Here is a 17346-nt window from a genome sequence, read left to right as displayed (position 1 = left end):
AACGCTGCCCCACAATCCACGCTCGACAGTCGAAATCGAAGCGAACGAAGTGACGGCGACGCCGGGGCGAATTCCATGACGACCTCTGCGGCACGCCCCAACAACCTGCCCATGTCCGTCAACCGATCACTGATCTCTCCCACGGCCAATCCGCTTCTCGAGCAGGCACTGCGCGAGAAGCTCAAGCGCCGCAGCGAAGTGACCGGCAACCTGGGCGAGCTCGAACCGCTGGCGGTGCGCCTGGGCCTGATCCAGAACACGCTGAAGCCGCGCTTCAGTTCGCCGCAGATCGCGCTGTTCGCCTCCGACCACGGCCTGGCGGTCGACGGCATCAGCCCGGTCGGCCAGCCGTCGACGGCCCGGTTGGTGCAGAACCTGCTGGCCTCGCAGCTGCCGGTGTCGGTGTTCGCACGCATCCAGGGGCTGGAGCTGAGCGTCGTCGACTGCGGCGTCGCCGAGGCGGTGGCACCGCACCCGCGGCTGATGGCCCGCAAGATCGCCCACGGCACGCGCAACGCGCGGGTCAACGTCGCGATGACGCTCGACCAGGCGCATGCCGCGATCCGCGCCGGCATGGAGATCGCCGATGCCTTGCCCGGCAACGTGATCGCCTGTGCCGGCGTCGGCGTCGGCTCGCACGAGAGCGCGGCGCTGGTGCTGTCGGGGCTGTCCGGCGAGCCGATCCGCGACCTGGTGTTCGGTGGCCCCGGCACGCGGACCGACCACGAAGCCCGCTTGCTGATGGTGCTGCAGGGCGCGCAGGGGCGTCACCGCGACGTCACTGATCCGGTCGAGGTGCTGGCGGCGTATGGTGGTTTCGAGATCGCGATGATGGTCGGCGTGATGCTCGTCGCGTCGAGCAAGCGCCACCTGATCATGGCGGATGGCGTGCCGGCCTGCGCCGCGTTGATGGTGGCGTCGCGCATCGCGCCGACCGTCACCGACTACTGCGTCTTCTGCCGCAGCCACACCCACCCGGGCCTGACGCAGACGCTGGGACTGTTCCATGCGCTTGCATTGCTCGAACTCGGCATGGAGAGCACCGACGGCACCGGCGCGACGCTGGCGTGGCCGCTGGTGCGCAGTGCCGCCGCGCTGCTGACGGAAGTGGCCGAGGGCGAAGATCCGGGGCCCTCGCTGCCCGCGGAGTTCGGTCCGCCCAACACGTCGGGGCCGGGCCGCTTCGGCTGAACTTCAGCGGGAGGTCAGCGTGCCGTCTCGCCGGGCTTGGCGTACGGCGGGCGCGGACGCCCCATGCCGCCGCCCTTGGATTGCGATGTCGGCGGCGGCGGCACGCCGCCCTGCACCGCGGGCATCGGCGGTGCCGGCTGCATCTGGGGCGCGGGGGGCTGCATCGGCGCCGGATTCGATTGCATCGATGCGGTGTCCACCGGCGGCAGGCTGCCGGTGGCCGGAGGCGGCAGCGCCGGAATCTCCAGCACCAGCGCCGGGGTGCCCTGCATCGGGCCGATCGATGCAGTGCGCAGGCTCACGGTCTGCAGCACCCAGTTCTCGTCGACGCGGGCACCGGCGAGGAATGCCCGGGCCGGCTTGCCATCGACCGCGATCAGCGCGACACCCGGGGCCGAACCTTCGGGCCCGGTCTTCGCAGCCATCACGCCGATCAGCTTGAAGCGGTTCGCCGCCGGCGACACTTCGGCGACGGCCGCGACCGGCTCGGCGCCGAGCAGGCGTGTCAGGTCACCCCGCAAGCCGACGGAGGTTGCCACCGTCACCGCATTGGAGGGCGCAGGGATCGGCCGCACGAAGAGGCGCATCCCCCAGAACACGATGGATCCGGCCACCAGGGCCCAGATTACGAATGCCGACAATCTCGCAGTCATTCGACGATTATGATTGATCGTTCACCTCCGAACGGTAACGTGATTGTTGCTGACACCTCTGTTGCAGACACGCCTATGACCCGCCCCTCTCTTCAATCCCTTCGCCGCCAGCGCGGCTTCACGCTGATCGAACTGATGGTCGTGCTGGTGATCATCGGCGTGCTGGCAGCGTTGATCGTCCCGAACGTGCTCGACCGCGCCGCCGAAGCGCGCGTCACCGCCGCCCGCACCGACGTCAACAACCTGATGCAGGCGCTCAAGCTCTACAAGCTCGACAACCAGCGCTTCCCGTCCGGCGAGCAGGGCCTGCAGGCCCTGGTCGTCAAGCCGACCGCCGGCACCATTCCGCCGAACTGGAAGCCCTACCTCGACAAGCTGCCCAACGACCCGTGGGGCAAGCCGTACCAATACGCCAACCCGGGCGTGAAAGGCGAGATCGATGTCTACAGCCTCGGTGCCGATGGCCAGGTGGGCGGTGAAGGCAAAGACGCCGAAGTTGGCTCCTGGCAATGACCCGTGCTGCGGCCCGGGGCTCGCGCGCCGGGCGCATGCGGGCGGCTTCACGCTGATCGAACTGCTGGTGGTGGTGACCTTGATCGCCATCGCCTCGGCGGTCGCGAGCCTGTCGATCCGCAATCCAGCCAGCACCCGGCTCGACCATGAAGCAGCGCGGCTGGTCGCGCTGCTCGAATCGGCGCGCGCCGCGTCGCGCGCGTCGGGCATCGCGGTGACCTGGCTGCCGCGCGCGGCCGAACCGAACGCCGCCGAAGGCTTCCGCTTCGTCGGCCTGCCGACCACCAACGACCTGCCGACCAAGTGGCTGACGCCGGAAGTCACGGCCGACATCGCCGGCGCCAAGGCCATCGTGCTCGGGCCCGAACCGCTGATCGGCGCCCAGCGCATCGTGCTGCACCTCGACGACCAGAACGTCGCGCTCGGCACCGACGGGCTCGGCCCGTTCGTGGTGCTCGACAACGAGCAGGTCGCGCAACCATGACCCTCCACCGCGCGCAGCGCGACACCGCGGCCGGCTTCACGCTGATCGAGGTGCTGGTCGCGCTGGCCATCATCGCGGTCACGCTCGGCGCCGGCATCAAGGCCGCGGGCGCGCTGACCAACAACACGCAGCGCCTGGTCGAGGTCACCGCGGCCCAGTGGTGCGCCGAGAACCAGCTCACCGGGCTGAAGCTCAGCCACACCTTCCCGAGCGTCGGCGATTCCGAATTCAGCTGCGACCAATTCGGCGCCAGCTACAAGGGCAAGCAGGCCACGCGGCCGACGCCGAACCCGAACTTCCGGCGCGTCGACGCGCAGATCTTCAACGAGGACGACCAGCCAGTGCTGACGCTCTCGACCATCCTGCCGCGCTGATGGACGCCCGCCACCTGCCCCTCCCCCGCACCGGCGGTTTCACGCTGATCGAGGTGCTGGTCGCGATGACCATCATGGCGATCGTCGCGATGATGTCCTGGCAGGGCGTCGACGGCATCGTGCGCGCGCGCGCCGCGAGCCAGCAGCGGCTCGAGCAGGTGCTGCGCGTCAGCAGCGTGCTCGCCCAGTGGGAGCAGGACCTCGACAACGCGCAGGACAGCGGCGTGCTGCCGAGCGCGATGGCGTTCGACGGCGCGTCGATGCGCGTGTCGCGCCGCGTGCCCGGCGGCATGCAGATGGTGGTGTGGTCGCTGCGCGGCGGCACCTGGCTGCGCTGGGCCGGTCCGGTCGTCACGACGGCCAGCGAACTGCAGCAGAACTGGATGTCGAGCCAGCAGTTCCTCGGCAGCGAGGTCGGCCAGCTGCGCACGCTGACCGGCCTGTCCGACTGGCAGGTGTATTACTACCGCGGCAACGCCTGGACCAATGCGCAGTCCAGCGCCGACCCCACGCAGCCGAACAACGGGCAGCCGAATCCGCCGTCGGGCATCACCACCCCGCTGCCGCAGGGCGTGCGCCTGGTGCTGAGCTTCGGCGAAGGCAGCGGCTTCTCCGGCAATGTCACGCGCGACGTGACGATCGGCCCGCAATGACGCGCCACCGCACGGTCCCGGCCTTCGCGCAGCGCGGCGCCGCGCTGCTGATGGCGATGATCATCGTCACGCTGATCGCGACGCTGGCGGTGTCGATGGTCTGGCAGCAGTGGCGGGCGGTGCAGGTCGAGACGGCCGAACGCTCGCGCTCGCAGTCCGCGTGGATGCTGTCTGGCGCGCTCGACTGGTCGCGCATCATCCTGAAGGAAGACGCCAAGTCGGGTGGCTCCGACAACCTCGGCGAACCCTGGGCGGTGCCGCTCGAGGAAGCGCGGCTGTCCACCTTTCTCGCCGCCGACAAGGACAACACCGACGATGCGCCGGAGGCCTTCCTGTCCGGCGGCATCTCCGACCTGCAGGCACGCTTCAACCTGACCAACCTGGTCGACGGCGGCAAGCCCAGCACGCCCGACGTTGAAGCCTTCCGGCGCCTGTGCGAACGCGCCAACGTCGCGGTGACGGTGGCCGACAACCTCGCCAAGGGCCTGCTGCAGGCGACCCCACCCGTCCCCGGCGCCAGCGCGCCCACCGGCACCGCCAACGCGCCGCTGCTGCCGAAGCGCTTCGACCAGCTGGTCTGGCTGGGCGTCGATCCCGCCGCACTCGCCCGGCTGGAGCCCTACATCACCATCCTGCCCACCCGCACGCCGATCAACGCCAACACCGCCAGCAAGGAAGTGCTGGCCTCGGTGATGAACGTCGATGTGGGCACCGCCGAGCGCCTGGTCCAGGTGCGCCAGCGCAACCCGTTCAAGAGCCCGGCGGATGTCCAGGCGCAGCTGCCCGCCACCTTTCCGCAGCTCAACGGTGCCCAGATCAGCGTGAACACCAGCTACTTCGAGGTACGCGGCCGGTTGCGGCTGACCGACCAGGTGCTCGAACAGCGCTCGGTGGTCGAGCGCCGCGGCACCACCGTGACCCCGTTGTCGCGCGAACGCGTGAGCTCGATGGACAGCGGTAATTGACAAGCATGGGCAGCGCCGCCACGCTGCCGCAGGAACTACTACAACAAGACACCGTAAGTCGTTGATTTGTTAAGGTTTGCGCGCGCCGCATGCCTACAATGCCGCAGCCAACATCGCGCCCCCCATGAGCACACTCGTCATCCAGATCCCGCCCCGCCCCCGGTTGCGCGCCAGCGCCCAGGGCCCGGCCGGCGTGGACGGCACGGGCACCGAGTACGTCTACGCGATGTCGCCCGACGGCCTGTCGATGGCCACCCACGGCCGCTGCGCCGCGTCGCTGCTGCCGAAGGCGAACGTCGTGGTCGCCGTGCTGGCCGACACCGACGTCAGCTGGCACCGCATCACGCTGCCGAAGGCGCCCGCCGCGCGGCTGCGCGCCGCCCTCACCGGCGTGCTCGAAGAAGCCCTGCTCGACGACGCCGAGGGCGTGCACCTGGCCGTCGCACCCGAAGCCGTCGCCGGCCAGCCGACCTGGATCGCCGCGGTCGACCGCCTGTGGCTCACCGGCGAACTGGCCGCCCTCGAAAAAGCGCAGGTCTTCGTCGACCGCCTCGTGCCGGTGGCCTGGCCCGACGATCCACCGACCGGGCACTTCGCCGAAGGTGCCGCCGACCCGCAGGGCGCGCGTGGCGCCGAAGCCATCACGCTGAGCTGGTCGCACCACGACGGCGTCGCGCTCGTCAGCCTGCAGGGCACGCTCGCGCGGGCGCTGCTGCCGCAGCCGCTGCCCGACGGCGCCCGCTGGAGCGCCACGCCGGCCGCGGCGACTGCCGCCGAACGCTGGCTCGGCAACCCGATCACCGTGATGACGCCGGCCCAGCGCGCGCTGCAGGCCTCGCGCTCGCTGTGGAACCTGCGCCAGTTCTCGCTGGCCCGCAAGAACCGCGGCACGCGCGCGCTGCGCGACAGCTGGCGCAAGTTCCTGACGCCCACCTGGCGGCCGCTGCGCTACGGGCTGATCACCCTCGTCGTCGTGCAGCTGCTCGGCCTGAACCTGTGGGCCGCGCACCAGAGTTCGGCGATCTCGGCGCGCCGGCAGGCGATGGTCGCCGTGGTGCAGACCGCCTATCCGCAGGTGCGCGCAGTGCTCGACGCACCGGCCCAGATGCAGCGCGAGACCGACACGCTGCGCGCCGCGGCCGGCCGCCCTGGAGAAACCGATTTCGAGCCGATGCTGCAAGCCGCCGCCGCGGCGTGGCCGCCCGATCGCCCGCCGGTCGAGACGCTGAAGTACGAGCCCGGCAAGCTGACGCTCGCGGCCGCCGGCTGGAGCCCGCCGCAGATCGACCAGTTCCGCAACCAGTTGACCCCCGCCGGCTGGCAGGTCGAGTCGGTCGATGGCCGGCTCACCATCAGCCGCGCCCCCGCCACGACGCCAGGACGCCCGCTGTGAGCACCGCCCGCCCCTCCCGTTCCCCGGGTGCCTCGCGCCTGGCCCTGCCGGCCCCGCTGGCCGCTGCGCGCACCCAGTTCCTCACGATGTGGAGCGGCCTGGCCGCACGCGAGCGCATGGGCGCCGGTGCCGCCTTGATCTGCGTCGGCATCCTGATCGTCTGGATGATCGCGGTCGCGCCGGCACTGCGCGTGCTGCGCGAGGCGCCGGCCACGCTCGATGCGCTCGACGCCCAGCTGCAATCGATGCAGCGCCTGGCCGGCGAGGTGCGCGAGCTGCGCGGCGTGGCGCCGGTGTCGCCGCAGCAGGCGGCCGAGGCGCTCAAGTCCGCCACCGACCGGCTCGGCGACCGGGGCAAGATCTCGGTGCAGGGCGACCGCGCGACGCTGACGCTCACCGGCGTCTCCGGCGAGAAGCTGCGCTCCTGGCTCGGCGAAGCCCGCAGCGGCGCACGCGCGCGGCCGGTCGATGCGCAGCTGACGCGCGGCCCGCAGGGCTACGCCGGCACCATCCTCGTCAGCTTCGGAGGGGGCGCCTGATGGCCACCCGTCCGTTCCTGCGCCCGCTCGGGCGCAACGTGCCGAAGCGCGTCGGCAAGCGCCGCTTCGCCGCCAGCCTGAGCCCGTCGGCCTGGCAGGAATCCACCTTCGCCGAACTGGCCTGGGACCAGTCGCGCGGCGCCGCCACGCGCTGGGGCATCGCCGGCACCGTGCTCGGCCTGCTGTTCGGGCTGGTCGCCTTTGCGCCCGCCAGCTGGCTGGCCGGCGCGATCGAATCGGCCTCCGGCCAGCGCGTGCTGCTGGCCGATGCGCGCGGCACCGTCTGGTCGGGCAGCGCGGTGGTCGTGCTGACCGGCGGCCCGGGCAGCCGCGATGCCGCCGCGCTGCCGGGCCGGCTCGACTGGTCGCTCGGCCTGCGCGGCCTCGGCTTCGAGCTGGTCGCGCGCCAGGCCTGCTGCCTGAACGGCAGCGTCGCGCTGCAGATCAAGCCCGGCTTCGGCCGGCTGTCGATGACGCTGATGCCGCAGGCCGGCTGGACCGGCCAGTGGCCGGGCGCGCTGCTCGGCGGCCTGGGCACGCCATGGAACACCTTGCAGCTCGGCGGCGCGCTGCGCCTGGTGTCGCCGGGGTTGAAGATGGAATGGGTGCAAGGCCGCTGGCTGCTGGACGGCCGGGCCGATGTCGAGCTGATCGGTGCGGCGTCGCGCGTGTCGACGCTCGAGACGCTGGGCAGCTACCGCCTGTCGCTGACCGGCAATGCGGGCGGCGGCCCGTCGCAGCTGAGCCTGACGACGCTCGACGGCGCCCTTCAACTCTCGGGCAACGGCAGCGTGGGCGCCAATGGCGTGCGCTTTCGCGGCGAGGCCCGTGCAAACAGCGGCGACGAAGCCGCACTGAGCAACCTGCTGAACATCATCGGGCGGCGCAACGGCGCCGTGTCCGTCATTTCGATCGGATGAGCATGAAAAAGCGCCACTCCCCTCTGCTCCAGCCGCGACGTCCGCTCGTCGGCGCGCTGGTGGCCGCGCTGTTGACGACCAACCTCGGGGCGTTCCCGGTCGTGCTGGCACAGCAGCCCGCCACGCCGGCGCCGTCGCGCTTCAAGGGCGAACCGGTCACCCTCAACTTCGTCAATGCCGACATCGAAGGCGTGTCGCGCGCGATGGGCGCGATCCTGAAGCAGCAGTTCGTCGTCGACCCGCGCGTCAAGGGCACGATCACGCTGTTCAGCGAAGAACCGATGACGCCGCGCGAGGCCTACCTGAACTACCTGGCCGCGCTGCGCGGCCTGGGCTTCACGGTGGTCGAGGTCGGCGGGCTGTTCAAGGTCGTGCCCGAGGCCGATGCGAAGCTGCAATCGGGCACCGTGTCGGTCGGCTCGGTGTCGCGCCAGGGCGACCAGGTGCTGACGCAGATCTTCAAGCTGAGCCACGAGAACGCGAACAACCTGGTGCCGGTGCTGCGTCCGCTGATCAGCCCGAACAACACCATCAACGCGAACCCCGGCAACAACACGCTGGTGATCACCGACTACGCGGACAACCTGACGCGCATCGCGAAGATCATCGCCGCGATGGACACGCCGAGCTCCGGCGATGTCGAGATCATCCCGCTGAAGTACGCGGTGGCCACCGACCTCGCGACCGTCGTGCAGCGCCTGAGCGACGGCGGCACCGGCGTGCAGGGCGGCGTGCCCGGTGGCGGCGCGACCTCGTCGATCCTGGTCGATGCCCGCAGCAACGCGCTGATCGTGCGCGCGTCCACGCCGGCCCGCATGGCCAACATCAAGGCGGTGATCGAGAAGCTCGACAAGCCGATGGTCGGCGACAACCCGATGGGCAACATCTACGTCGTCTACCTGAAGAACGGCGATGCGGTGAAGCTCGCGACCGTGCTGCGCGCGGCGTTCAGCTCGACCGGCGGCGGTGGCGGAGGCGGTGGCGGCAGCTCGCCGACGGCCGCGTTGTCGCAGGCCGCCAATCCGAACCAGCAAGGGGGCGGCAGCCCGCAGGCGGTCGCGCCGCTCACGCCGTCGGCCGCGCCGTCGACCGGCGGCATGATCCAGGCCGACCCGGCCAGCAACTCGCTGATCATCACGGCGCCCGAGCCGGTCTACAAGCAGCTGCGCGCCGTCATCGACCAGCTCGATTCGCGCCGTGCGCAGGTCTACATCGAAAGCATGATCGTCGAGGTGACCGGCGACAACGCCGCGGAAGCCGGCTTCCAGTGGCAAGGGCTGATCGGCAAGAGCGGCGACTCCACCGGCATCGTCGGCGGCACCAACTTCACGCCGAAGAGCGGCAAGGGCAACCTGGTCCAGATCGACGCGACCGGCGTCGCCGCCGGCCTCGGCGAGGGCTTCAACATCGGCGTGATCCGCAAGTTCGCCGGCCAGTACGGCCTGGCGGCGATCGCCAACCTGCTGCAGAGCCAGACCAACAGCAACATCATCTCGACCCCGAACCTGATCACGCTCGACAACGAGGAAGCGAAGATCATCGTCGGCAGCAACGTGCCGTTCATCACCGGCCAGTTCACCAACACCGGTACCGCGACCACCAGCCCGTTCCAGACGGTGGAGCGCAAGGACGTCGGCATCACGCTGAAGATCAAGCCGCAGATCGGCGAGAACGGCGCGGTGCGCATGACGATCTTCCAGGAGTCGTCCAGCCTGTCCGACAAGGTGGCGCCCGGCACGACCAGCGCCGGCCCGTCGACCAACAAGCGCTCGATCGAATCGACCGTGGTCGTCGACGACGGCGAGATCATCGTGCTCGGCGGCCTGATCGAGGACAAGTACACCGAGACCAACAACAAGGTGCCGCTGCTCGGCGACATCCCGGTGCTGGGCGCGCTGTTCCGCAGCCAGAACCGCCAGAAGACGCGCACCAACCTGATGGTGTTCCTGCGCCCGATCGTGATGCGCGACGCCGCCACCTCGAACGCCGTCTCGCTGGACCGCTACGAGACGATCCGCGCGCAGCAGAAGGCCGAGCAGCCGCGCAACAGCTGGATCACGCCGATCAACGAATCGCCGGTGCTGCCGCCGCTGAACACGCTGCAGGATTCGCCGAAGGCGCTGAGCGCGCCGCCGCCGAAGCCGATCCGCAATCCGGCGCTGCCCGCGACGCCGGCATCGGGCGCTTCGGCCCCCGACGCGGCTGCCAGCGAGCCGGGGCAGTAACACCATGGGCGCACGCCACCCCCTGCCCTACGCCTACGCGAAGGCGCACACGCTGCTGTTGGAAGACGACGGCGAGCGCCTGGTGCTGTGGGCACCCGAGACGGTGTCGATGCCGGCGCTCAGCGAGGTGCTGCGGCTGTACTCGATCGACGCGCTGGAACGCGAGCCGTCCTCGACGCTGGTCAACCGCATCGCCGCCGCCTATGCCGGCGCCGAATCGAGCGCGGCCGTGGTCATCGGCGAGGTCGAGAGCAAGGTCGACCTGAGCCGCATGATGCAGGACCTGCCGGCGATCGAGGACTTGCTCGAGGCCTCGAACGACGCGCCGATCATCCGCATGCTGAACGCGCTGCTGACGCAGGCCGCGAAAGACGGCGCGAGCGACATCCACATCGAGCCCTACGAGCGTTCCAGCTCGGTGCGCTTCCGCGTGGACGGCACGCTGCGCGAGGTGGTGCAGCCGAACAAGGCGCTGCACGCCGCGCTGATCTCGCGGCTGAAGATCATGGCCGAGCTCGACATCGCCGAGAAGCGGCTGCCGCAGGACGGCCGCATCTCGCTGCGCATCGGTGGCCGCGCGGTCGACGTGCGGGTGTCGACGCTGCCGTCCTCGCACGGCGAGCGCGCGGTGCTGCGGCTGCTCGACAAGGGCGAATCCAAGTTCACGCTCGAAGGCCTGGGCATGGGCGGCGACACGCTCGAACGCTTCGACAGGCTGGTGCAGCAGCCGCACGGCATCGTGCTGGTGACCGGCCCGACCGGTTCCGGCAAGACCACCACGCTGTATGCCTCGCTCGGCCGCGTCGACACCAGCAGCACCAACGTGCTGACGGTCGAAGACCCGGTGGAATACGAACTCGGCGGCATCGGCCAGACGCAGGTCAACGCGAAGATCGACCTGACCTTCGCGAAGGCGCTGCGCGCGATCCTGCGGCAGGACCCGGACGTCATCATGATCGGCGAGATCCGCGACTTCGAGACCGCGCAGATCGCGGTGCAGGCGTCGCTGACGGGCCACCTGGTGCTGGCCACGCTGCACACCAACGACGCGCCGAGCGCGGTGACCCGGCTCACCGACATGGGCATCGAGCCCTTCCTGCTGAGCTCCAGCCTGCTGGGCGTGCTGGCGCAGCGCCTGGTGCGCAAGCTGTGCCCGCACTGCAAGAAGCAGGACGCGAAGGGCCGCTGGCACCCGGTGGGCTGCAGCGAATGCGGCAACTCCGGCTACAAGGGCCGCACCGGCGTCTACGAGCTGATGGTGGCCGACGACAAGGTGCGCGCGCTGATCCACAGCCGCGCGGCGGAATCGCAGGTGTTCGTCGCCGCCGAAGCCGGCGGCATGCGCTCGATGCGCGAAGACGGCGAGCGGCTGGTGCGTGAGGGCGTGACCTCGCTCGAAGAGGTCATGCGGGTCACCAAAGAGTAGCGACGATGCCCGCCTACAAGTTCGAGGCGATCGACGCCGCCGGCAAGACCAACAGCGGCCTGCTGGAGGCCGACAACGCGAAGGCCGCGCGCGCGCAACTGCGGGCGCAGGCGCTGGTGCCGCTGGAGGTGACGCAGGTCGCGTCGGCCGGCACGCAGGCGACCGGCCTGAAGATCGTGCGCCGGGTGTTCAGCTCGACCGGGCTCGCGGTGTGGACGCGCCAGCTGGCCGGGCTGGTCGGATCGGGCCTGCCGCTGGAGCGCGCGTTGACGGCGCTGAGCGATGAGGCCGAAGACCCGAAGCAGCGCGAGCTGATCGCCCACCTGCGCAGCGAGGTCAACGGCGGCTCGCCGTTCGCCCGTGCGCTGGGCAGTGCGCCGCGCGAGTTCGACGACGTGTACCGCGCGGTGGTCGGCGCCGGCGAGCAGAGCGGCGCGCTGGGCCGCGTGCTGGAGCGGCTGGCCGACGACCTGGAAGAGCGGCAGCAGCTCAAGTCGAAGATCATCGGCGCGACGCTGTACCCGGCGATCGTCTCGCTGATCGCGGTGGTGATCGTGGTCTTCCTGGTGACCTACGTGGTGCCGCAGGTGGCGTCGGTGTTCATCAGCTCGAAGCGGGCGCTGCCGGGGCTGACGGTCGCGATGCTCGCGATCAGCGCCTTCCTGCGCAGCTGGGGCTGGCTGCTGCTGATCGCGATCGCCGGCGGCATCACCACGCTGCGGCTGATGCTGCGCAACGCGCTGTTCCGCGAGCAGTTCGATGCGAGCTGGCTGACGCTGCCGCTGATCGGCAAGCTCTCGCGCGGCTACAACGCGGCCCGCTTCGCCGGCACGATGGCGATGCTCGCGAATGCCGGCGTGCCGATCCTGAAGGCGCTGCAGGCGGCGGCCGAGACGCTGTCGAACCACGCGATGCGGGCCGATGCGATGGATGCGCTGGTGCAGGTGCGCGAAGGTGCGCCGTTCGCGTCGGCACTGGCGGCGAAGAAGCGTTTCCCTGGAATCCTCGCGATGTTCGCGCGGCTCGGCGAGCAGACCGGGCAGTTGCCGCAGATGCTGGACCGGGCCGCCAAGCAGCTGGGCCAGGAAGTGCAGCGGCGCGCGATGGCGATGGCGACGATCCTGGAGCCGCTGCTGATCGTCGCGATGGGCGCCGCGGTGATGCTGATCGTGCTGGCGGTGCTGCTGCCGATCATCCAGCTCAATACCTGGGTGAAATAGGGCCCCCACGTCGCTGCGCTCCTGCCCCCCGAGGGGGCGCCACCCAAGGGGCCTGGCAAAGCCAGTTCCCCGGGTGTTGCTTGATCACGCTCTGGCATGCGTCGTGCATGGTGGCACCACCAGAACTGGGTGGTGTTCGGGGTTTTCATCGAGTGCTGACTTCCGGACACCTTTGCTTCAATGAACGCCAAGGTCTGCGTCTTCTGGAGGTCTTCGATGAGCGCATCCAAGCAGTTGGTCCCGGTGTCGTCATCCTCGCGAGGCGGCATCCCGATTGCCCGCATGCGCAGTCTCTACCGGGTCGACGACGTCGGCCGCAAACTCGACAAGCTGCCGCACAAGGAGCACGAAAGCCTGCGCTCCACCTACGAGCGCATGCTCGAGAAAGGGCCGGAGCGTTTCCAGGTGAAACCGTCCGGCCTGCCGGCGATGGACCACCTCTACGACGAGCTGCCCAATTTCAGCGAGGTGCTCGACGACGTGAAACGCCAGCTCGCGCTGTGCGAAGACAGCCGCGATGCGCTCGAGATCACCCCGCTGCTGCTGCTCGGCCCGCCCGGCGTCGGCAAGACGCACTTCGCGCGCGAACTCTCGCAGCTGCTCGGCACCGGCATGGGCTTCATGTCGATGAGCTCGATGACCGCCGGCTGGGTGCTGAGCGGCGCCTCCAGCCAGTGGAAGGGCGCGCGTCCCGGCAAGCTGTTCGAGACGCTGGTCGACGGCCAGTACGCGAACCCGGTGATGGTGGTCGACGAGATCGACAAGGCCGGCGGCGAGCACGCCTACGACCCGCTCGGCGCGCTGTACGGACTGCTGGAGCACGACACCGCCGGCAGCTTCGTCGACGAATTCGCCGAGGTGCCGATCGACGCCAGCCAGGTGATCTGGGTCGCGACGGCGAACGACGGCCGCGCAATCCCCGACCCGATCCTGAACCGCATGAACGTCTACGAGGTGCAGGCACCCGACCGCGACGCGGCCCGCCGCATCGCGGCGCGCCTGTACGACGGCATCCGCCGCGACCACGCCTGGGGCGAGCGCTTCGAGGCCGACCCACGGTCCGAGGTGCTCGACCGGATGGGCGAGATGGCGCCGCGCGAGATGCGCCGCGCGTGGATGACCGCGTTCGGCAACGCGAAGCTCGCGCACCGCGACCACGTCGTTTGCGACGACCTGCCCGAATCCGGCGGCAGGAAGTCGACGATCGGCTTCATGCAGTAGCGCGCAGCGGGCTCAGAACAGGTACGCCAGCCCGACGTAGCCCGTCGCGCCAGTCTTCTTCGCGACGATCGGGCTGTTCTTCGCGTCACCGCCCAGCGCCGACACGCCGGCCGACGCCCGCAGCTTCAGGTCGGGCTGCAGCGTGTACTCCGCCCCGATGCCGAGGTCGACCTTGTGCAGGCCGGCCTTCGGCGTGTAGACCGCGTAGCCGCTGGCGGCGGACTGTTCCGGCGTCACGCCGAAGTAGGCCTGCAGGTAGCGCTGGTCGGCCCAGCTGGCGCCGGCCGTGAAGTTCAGCGCGAACGCGTCGGTCACCGGCACCGGCCACGACAGGCCGAGGTCGACCTGTGCGCCGCGGTGGCCGCGATCGCCCAGCGACTTGCGGTAGGTCAGCCCGAGCGGCCCGTAGCCCGCCGTCACACCGGCTTCGGCGCTGGCACGCACCTCGCCCATGCCGCGCAACCGGTCGTCGCCGGCCGCGGGGCCGATGCCGGTCACGTCATGGTCCTTGCGGCCCGGGTCGCCGGTCAACAGCACGCCGGCGCGCCAGGCGTCCTGCTCCACGAAGGTCCAGCCGAGCCCGGTGTGGTCGAGGTCGACGTGGCCCCAGTCCGCAGTGCGGTAGCTGAGCGTCAGGTCCGGCGCGGCCAAGGTGCGGCGGTTCGGGCTGCCTTCGTAGCGCGGCATCGTCGCGACGCAGAGCGACACGCTGCCGCTCAGGCCGGTCGGCGGCGCCGGTGGCGTCTGGCTCTGGGCGCACGAGGGCAGCGTCGTCGCGGCGAGGGCAGCGGCCAGCAGGGCCGGGCGGAACAGGGGGCGAGCGATCAACGGGGTCGACATGCGAGGGGGCCCATGGGGCCGGCGATTGAGAGGGCCGCACTGTGCCTGCCGCCAGCTTAGGGAATGCCCAGGGTCGCCCCACTAGACTCGGCGCCGAGCCACCCCGAACCCGTCCCACCAGCGCACCATGCACCTCCTCCTCGTCGAAGACGACCTCGAACTGGGCACCGAACTGCAGCGCGCACTGGCCGGCCACGGGCTGACCAGCGAATGGGTGCGCAGCGTCGCCCATGCGCAAGCCCTGACGGCCGCCGCCGCGGCCGACGACGCCCTGCCCTTCGCCTGCGTGCTGCTCGACCTCGGCCTGCCCGACGGCGAAGGCCTGCACCTGCTGCAGCGCTGGCGCCGCGGTGGGCTGAAGCTGCCGGTCATCGTGCTGACGGCCCGCGATGCGCTCGATGCGCGGGTGTCCAGCCTCGACGCCGGTGCCGACGACTACGTGATCAAGCCCGCCGCGCCGCAGGAACTGGCCTCGCGCATCCGTGCCGTCACCCGGCGCAGCGGCGGGCACGCGTCGGCGGTGTGGACGGTCGGTGCGCTGCAGATCGACAGCCTGCGCCGCGAGGTGCGGCTGGACGGCGCGCTGACCGCGCTGTCGCCGAAGGAATTCCAGATCGTCGCCGAACTCGCGCGGCATGCCGGCGAGGTGGTGTCCAAGCACCGGCTGGCCCGCGCCGTGATGCCGCTGAACGAGCCGATGGAGTTCGGCGCGCTCGAATGGCACATCCACAACCTGCGCCGCAAGCTTGGCGACGGCTGCATCCGCACCGTGCGCGGCGTCGGCTACAGCCTGGTGGAGTGACGACCATGCTGCGACGACTGCTGGAGCGCTCCGTCACACGGCGACTGATGGTGGCGCTGCTGCTGGCCTATGTGCTGACCTGGGGCGTGATGGTCGTGATCTCGAACCTCAGCCTCTCGGCGGTCGGCTCGGGCGAGTTCGACATGGAAATGGAGGGCGTGGGCGGCGTGGTGACGCAGGCGCTGGAGGACCGGACCCGGCCGGCGGAGGCCGTGCTGCGCGGCCTCTCGCTGAAGATCGTGGCCGACGGCGCGCGCGTGGGGGCGCAGGGTGGCTTCGAGGCCTTCCACGTCCACGATGCGACCGGGCGCCTGCTGCTCGCGGGCGGCATCCCGCTGCCCGCACTGGCCGACGATGGGCGCGAGGGCTTCTTCCAGGTCGGCGAGAGACCGACGCTGCTGCACGTGTACCGACGCTGGGCGGCGGACGGCACGCGGCGCATCGACGTCATCCAGTCGGCGGCGGCACGCACCGAGATGTTGCGGTTCGGCCTGTCGACCCCGGCGACGCTGGCGCAATTGCTGGTCGGGTTCCCTCTGCTGCTGCTGCCGATGTGGCTGGCAGTGCGCACCGGATTGCGTCCGCTGCTGCGCCTGTCGCAGGACCTGGCAGCTCGTCCGCCGGGCGACCTGCGCCCGCTCGGCGAAAACCAGCCCTACCGTGAGCTGCGACCGGTGGTGCGCGAGCTCAACGAGACGCTGGCCCGCCTGCAGGCGCTGCTGCAGCGCGAGCGCGCCTTCCTGGCCGACGCGGCGCACGAACTGCGCACACCGCTGGCGGTGATTGCGGCGCAGTGCGACACGCTGAAGCGCAGCCGCGATGCCGACGAGCGCGAAGCCGCGGCGCAGCGCCTGGAGCGCGGCGTCGCGCGCTCGATGCGGTTGGTGAACCAGCTGCTGGCGCTGGCACGGCTGGAGGCCGGCGTCGAGCAGCGGCTGGAGCGCGTCGACCTGGCCGACCTGGCGCGCGATTGCCTCGCGCTGCATGCCGACGAGGCGCAGGCGCGCGGCATCGAGCTGGGCTATGCCGGCCCCGACAGCCTGCCGATTCAAAGCCCCGGCCATGCGGTCGAGACGGTGCTGCACAACCTGGTCGGCAACGCGATCCGCTACGGCCGGCCGAACGGCCGGGTCGAAGTGAGTCTCGCGCAACACGGCGATGGCGACTGCGTGCTCGACGTCAGCGACGACGGCCCCGGCATCGCACCGGACGAACGCGCCCATGCGTTCGAGCGTTTCCGGCGCGGCACGGCGGCATCGGCCGCGAGCGCCTCGGGCTCCGGCCTCGGCCTCGCGATCGTGGAGGCCGCGGCGCGGCAGCTGGGCGCGCGCATCGTACTGGCGGAGGGGCTGCAAGCGGTTGCTGGCCACCCGGGCCTGTCGGTGACGCTGCACTGGCGCAGCGGCTGACGGCGCGCGGCAACCAACGAAACAGGACAGGGCCGGCGTCGAAACGGCCTCGAATCAATCGGTCGCCATCCTTGCGGGACATTGCAAGGAATCGACCCATGACCCCGCACGACATCCACCTGATCCGCCACAGCTTCAACCTGGTGCAGCCGCACGCGGCCGATACCGCGCAGCAGTTCTACGAGAACCTGTTCGCCGCCGACCCCGGCCTGCGCGAACTCTTTCGCACCGACATCCGCCACCAGGGCGAGCGCCTGATGACGATGCTCGCCGCGGCGATCCGCGTGCTCGACGACCCGTACACGCTGCACGCCGCGCTGCGGCTGCTCGGCCGCCGCCATGCAGGCTACGGCGTGCACACCGAGCACTACGCGACCGTCGGCGGCGCCTTGATCAAGACGCTGCGCGACGGCCTGGGCGATGCGTTCACCGCCGAGGTGCACGACGCCTGGGTGGCGATGTACGGGGTGGTGTCGCGCACGATGATCGAGGCGGCGCGCGAAGGCGCCGTGGCCTGA

The 17346-nt window shown here is 70.6% G+C and carries 18 protein-coding genes; 16 read left to right on the top strand and 2 right to left on the bottom strand.

The window, feature by feature from the left end:
• Positions 1 to 111 precede the first annotated feature (111 nt).
• Positions 112 to 1191 carry a nicotinate-nucleotide--dimethylbenzimidazole phosphoribosyltransferase gene (locus tag ASC98_RS25095; protein WP_056817248.1) on the top strand — a complete coding sequence of 360 codons (1080 nt, stop codon included), beginning with the start codon at positions 112 to 114 and terminating at the stop codon, positions 1189 to 1191.
• 14 nt (positions 1192 to 1205) lie between these two features.
• On the opposite strand, the gene ASC98_RS25090 is transcribed toward ASC98_RS25095, so the two are convergent.
• Positions 1206 to 1844 carry a hypothetical protein gene (locus ASC98_RS25090; RefSeq protein WP_157598206.1) on the bottom strand — a complete coding sequence of 213 codons (639 nt, stop codon included), beginning with the start codon at positions 1842 to 1844 and terminating at the stop codon, positions 1206 to 1208.
• A 75-nt stretch (positions 1845 to 1919) separates the two neighbouring features.
• Between ASC98_RS25090 and gspG the strand changes: the two genes are divergently transcribed.
• The 12 genes from gspG (at position 1920) to ASC98_RS25030 (ending at position 13777) form a co-directional block, all read left to right on the top strand.
• Entirely contained in the window at positions 1920 to 2357 is a 438-nt protein-coding gene (gspG, locus tag ASC98_RS25085) for a type II secretion system major pseudopilin GspG (RefSeq protein ID WP_056817245.1), read from the top strand.
• On the top strand, positions 2341 to 2841 hold the full coding sequence (locus ASC98_RS25080) for a prepilin-type N-terminal cleavage/methylation domain-containing protein (RefSeq protein WP_056817243.1): 501 nt from the start codon (positions 2341 to 2343) through the stop codon (positions 2839 to 2841). The genes gspG and ASC98_RS25080 overlap by 17 nt, the downstream gene beginning before the upstream one ends.
• Positions 2838 to 3215 (top strand): type II secretion system minor pseudopilin GspI, encoded by a 378-nt coding sequence (gene gspI, locus ASC98_RS25075; RefSeq protein WP_056817240.1) that lies wholly within the window; start codon positions 2838 to 2840, stop codon positions 3213 to 3215. Before ASC98_RS25080 ends, gspI begins: the two co-directional genes overlap by 4 nt.
• Entirely contained in the window at positions 3215 to 3868 is a 654-nt protein-coding gene (locus ASC98_RS25070) for a prepilin-type N-terminal cleavage/methylation domain-containing protein (RefSeq protein ID WP_056817239.1), read from the top strand. Before gspI ends, ASC98_RS25070 begins: the two co-directional genes overlap by 1 nt.
• Complete coding sequence (gspK, locus tag ASC98_RS25065) at positions 3865 to 4833, top strand: type II secretion system minor pseudopilin GspK (RefSeq protein WP_056817237.1); 969 nt, start codon at positions 3865 to 3867, stop codon at positions 4831 to 4833. Before ASC98_RS25070 ends, gspK begins: the two co-directional genes overlap by 4 nt.
• 124 nt (positions 4834 to 4957) lie before the next feature.
• Entirely contained in the window at positions 4958 to 6226 is a 1269-nt protein-coding gene (gene gspL, locus ASC98_RS25060) for a type II secretion system protein GspL (RefSeq protein ID WP_056817491.1), read from the top strand.
• Positions 6223 to 6765, top strand: coding sequence for a type II secretion system protein GspM (gene gspM, locus ASC98_RS25055; RefSeq protein WP_235581389.1), 543 nt, complete (start codon positions 6223 to 6225; stop codon positions 6763 to 6765). The genes gspL and gspM overlap by 4 nt, the downstream gene beginning before the upstream one ends.
• Positions 6765 to 7685, top strand: a complete 921-nt coding sequence (gene gspN / locus ASC98_RS25050) for a type II secretion system protein N (protein WP_082542261.1) — start codon at positions 6765 to 6767, stop codon at positions 7683 to 7685. Before gspM ends, gspN begins: the two co-directional genes overlap by 1 nt.
• Positions 7682 to 9910, top strand: a complete 2229-nt coding sequence (gspD, locus tag ASC98_RS25045; RefSeq protein WP_082542223.1) for a type II secretion system secretin GspD — start codon at positions 7682 to 7684, stop codon at positions 9908 to 9910. Before gspN ends, gspD begins: the two co-directional genes overlap by 4 nt.
• A 4-nt stretch (positions 9911 to 9914) precedes the next feature.
• Positions 9915 to 11336, top strand: coding sequence for a type II secretion system ATPase GspE (gene gspE / locus ASC98_RS25040; protein ID WP_056817230.1), 1422 nt, complete (start codon positions 9915 to 9917; stop codon positions 11334 to 11336).
• A 5-nt stretch (positions 11337 to 11341) separates the two neighbouring features.
• Entirely contained in the window at positions 11342 to 12556 is a 1215-nt protein-coding gene (gene gspF / locus ASC98_RS25035; protein WP_056817229.1) for a type II secretion system inner membrane protein GspF, read from the top strand.
• A gap of 216 nt (positions 12557 to 12772) precedes the next feature.
• A complete protein-coding gene (locus ASC98_RS25030) occupies positions 12773 to 13777 on the top strand; it encodes an AAA family ATPase (RefSeq protein ID WP_056817225.1) in 1005 nt (334 codons plus the stop codon).
• A 12-nt stretch (positions 13778 to 13789) separates the two neighbouring features.
• Here ASC98_RS25030 and ASC98_RS25025 read toward each other — a convergent pair whose 3' ends face one another.
• On the bottom strand, positions 13790 to 14605 hold the full coding sequence (locus ASC98_RS25025) for a MipA/OmpV family protein (protein ID WP_162249341.1): 816 nt from the start codon (positions 14603 to 14605) through the stop codon (positions 13790 to 13792).
• A 139-nt stretch (positions 14606 to 14744) separates the two neighbouring features.
• On the opposite strand from ASC98_RS25025, the gene ASC98_RS25020 reads away from it, so the two are divergent.
• From ASC98_RS25020 to ASC98_RS25010, 3 genes are all read left to right on the top strand, one after another.
• Positions 14745 to 15419: a response regulator gene (locus ASC98_RS25020; RefSeq protein WP_056817219.1), complete on the top strand. Its 675-nt coding sequence runs from the start codon at positions 14745 to 14747 to the stop codon at positions 15417 to 15419.
• Between the two features lie 5 nt (positions 15420 to 15424).
• Positions 15425 to 16828 (top strand): HAMP domain-containing sensor histidine kinase, encoded by a 1404-nt coding sequence (locus ASC98_RS25015; protein ID WP_157598208.1) that lies wholly within the window; start codon positions 15425 to 15427, stop codon positions 16826 to 16828.
• Positions 16829 to 16926: 98 nt separating this feature from the next.
• Positions 16927 to 17346: a globin family protein gene (locus ASC98_RS25010; protein WP_056817214.1), complete on the top strand. Its 420-nt coding sequence runs from the start codon at positions 16927 to 16929 to the stop codon at positions 17344 to 17346.

This window comes from Rhizobacter sp. Root1238, from assembly GCF_001425825.1.
GTDB lineage: Bacteria > Pseudomonadota > Gammaproteobacteria > Burkholderiales > Burkholderiaceae_C > Rhizobacter.
The sequence above is the reverse complement of the archived record's forward strand: the minus strand, read 5'-3'. Positions and strand labels throughout refer to the sequence as shown.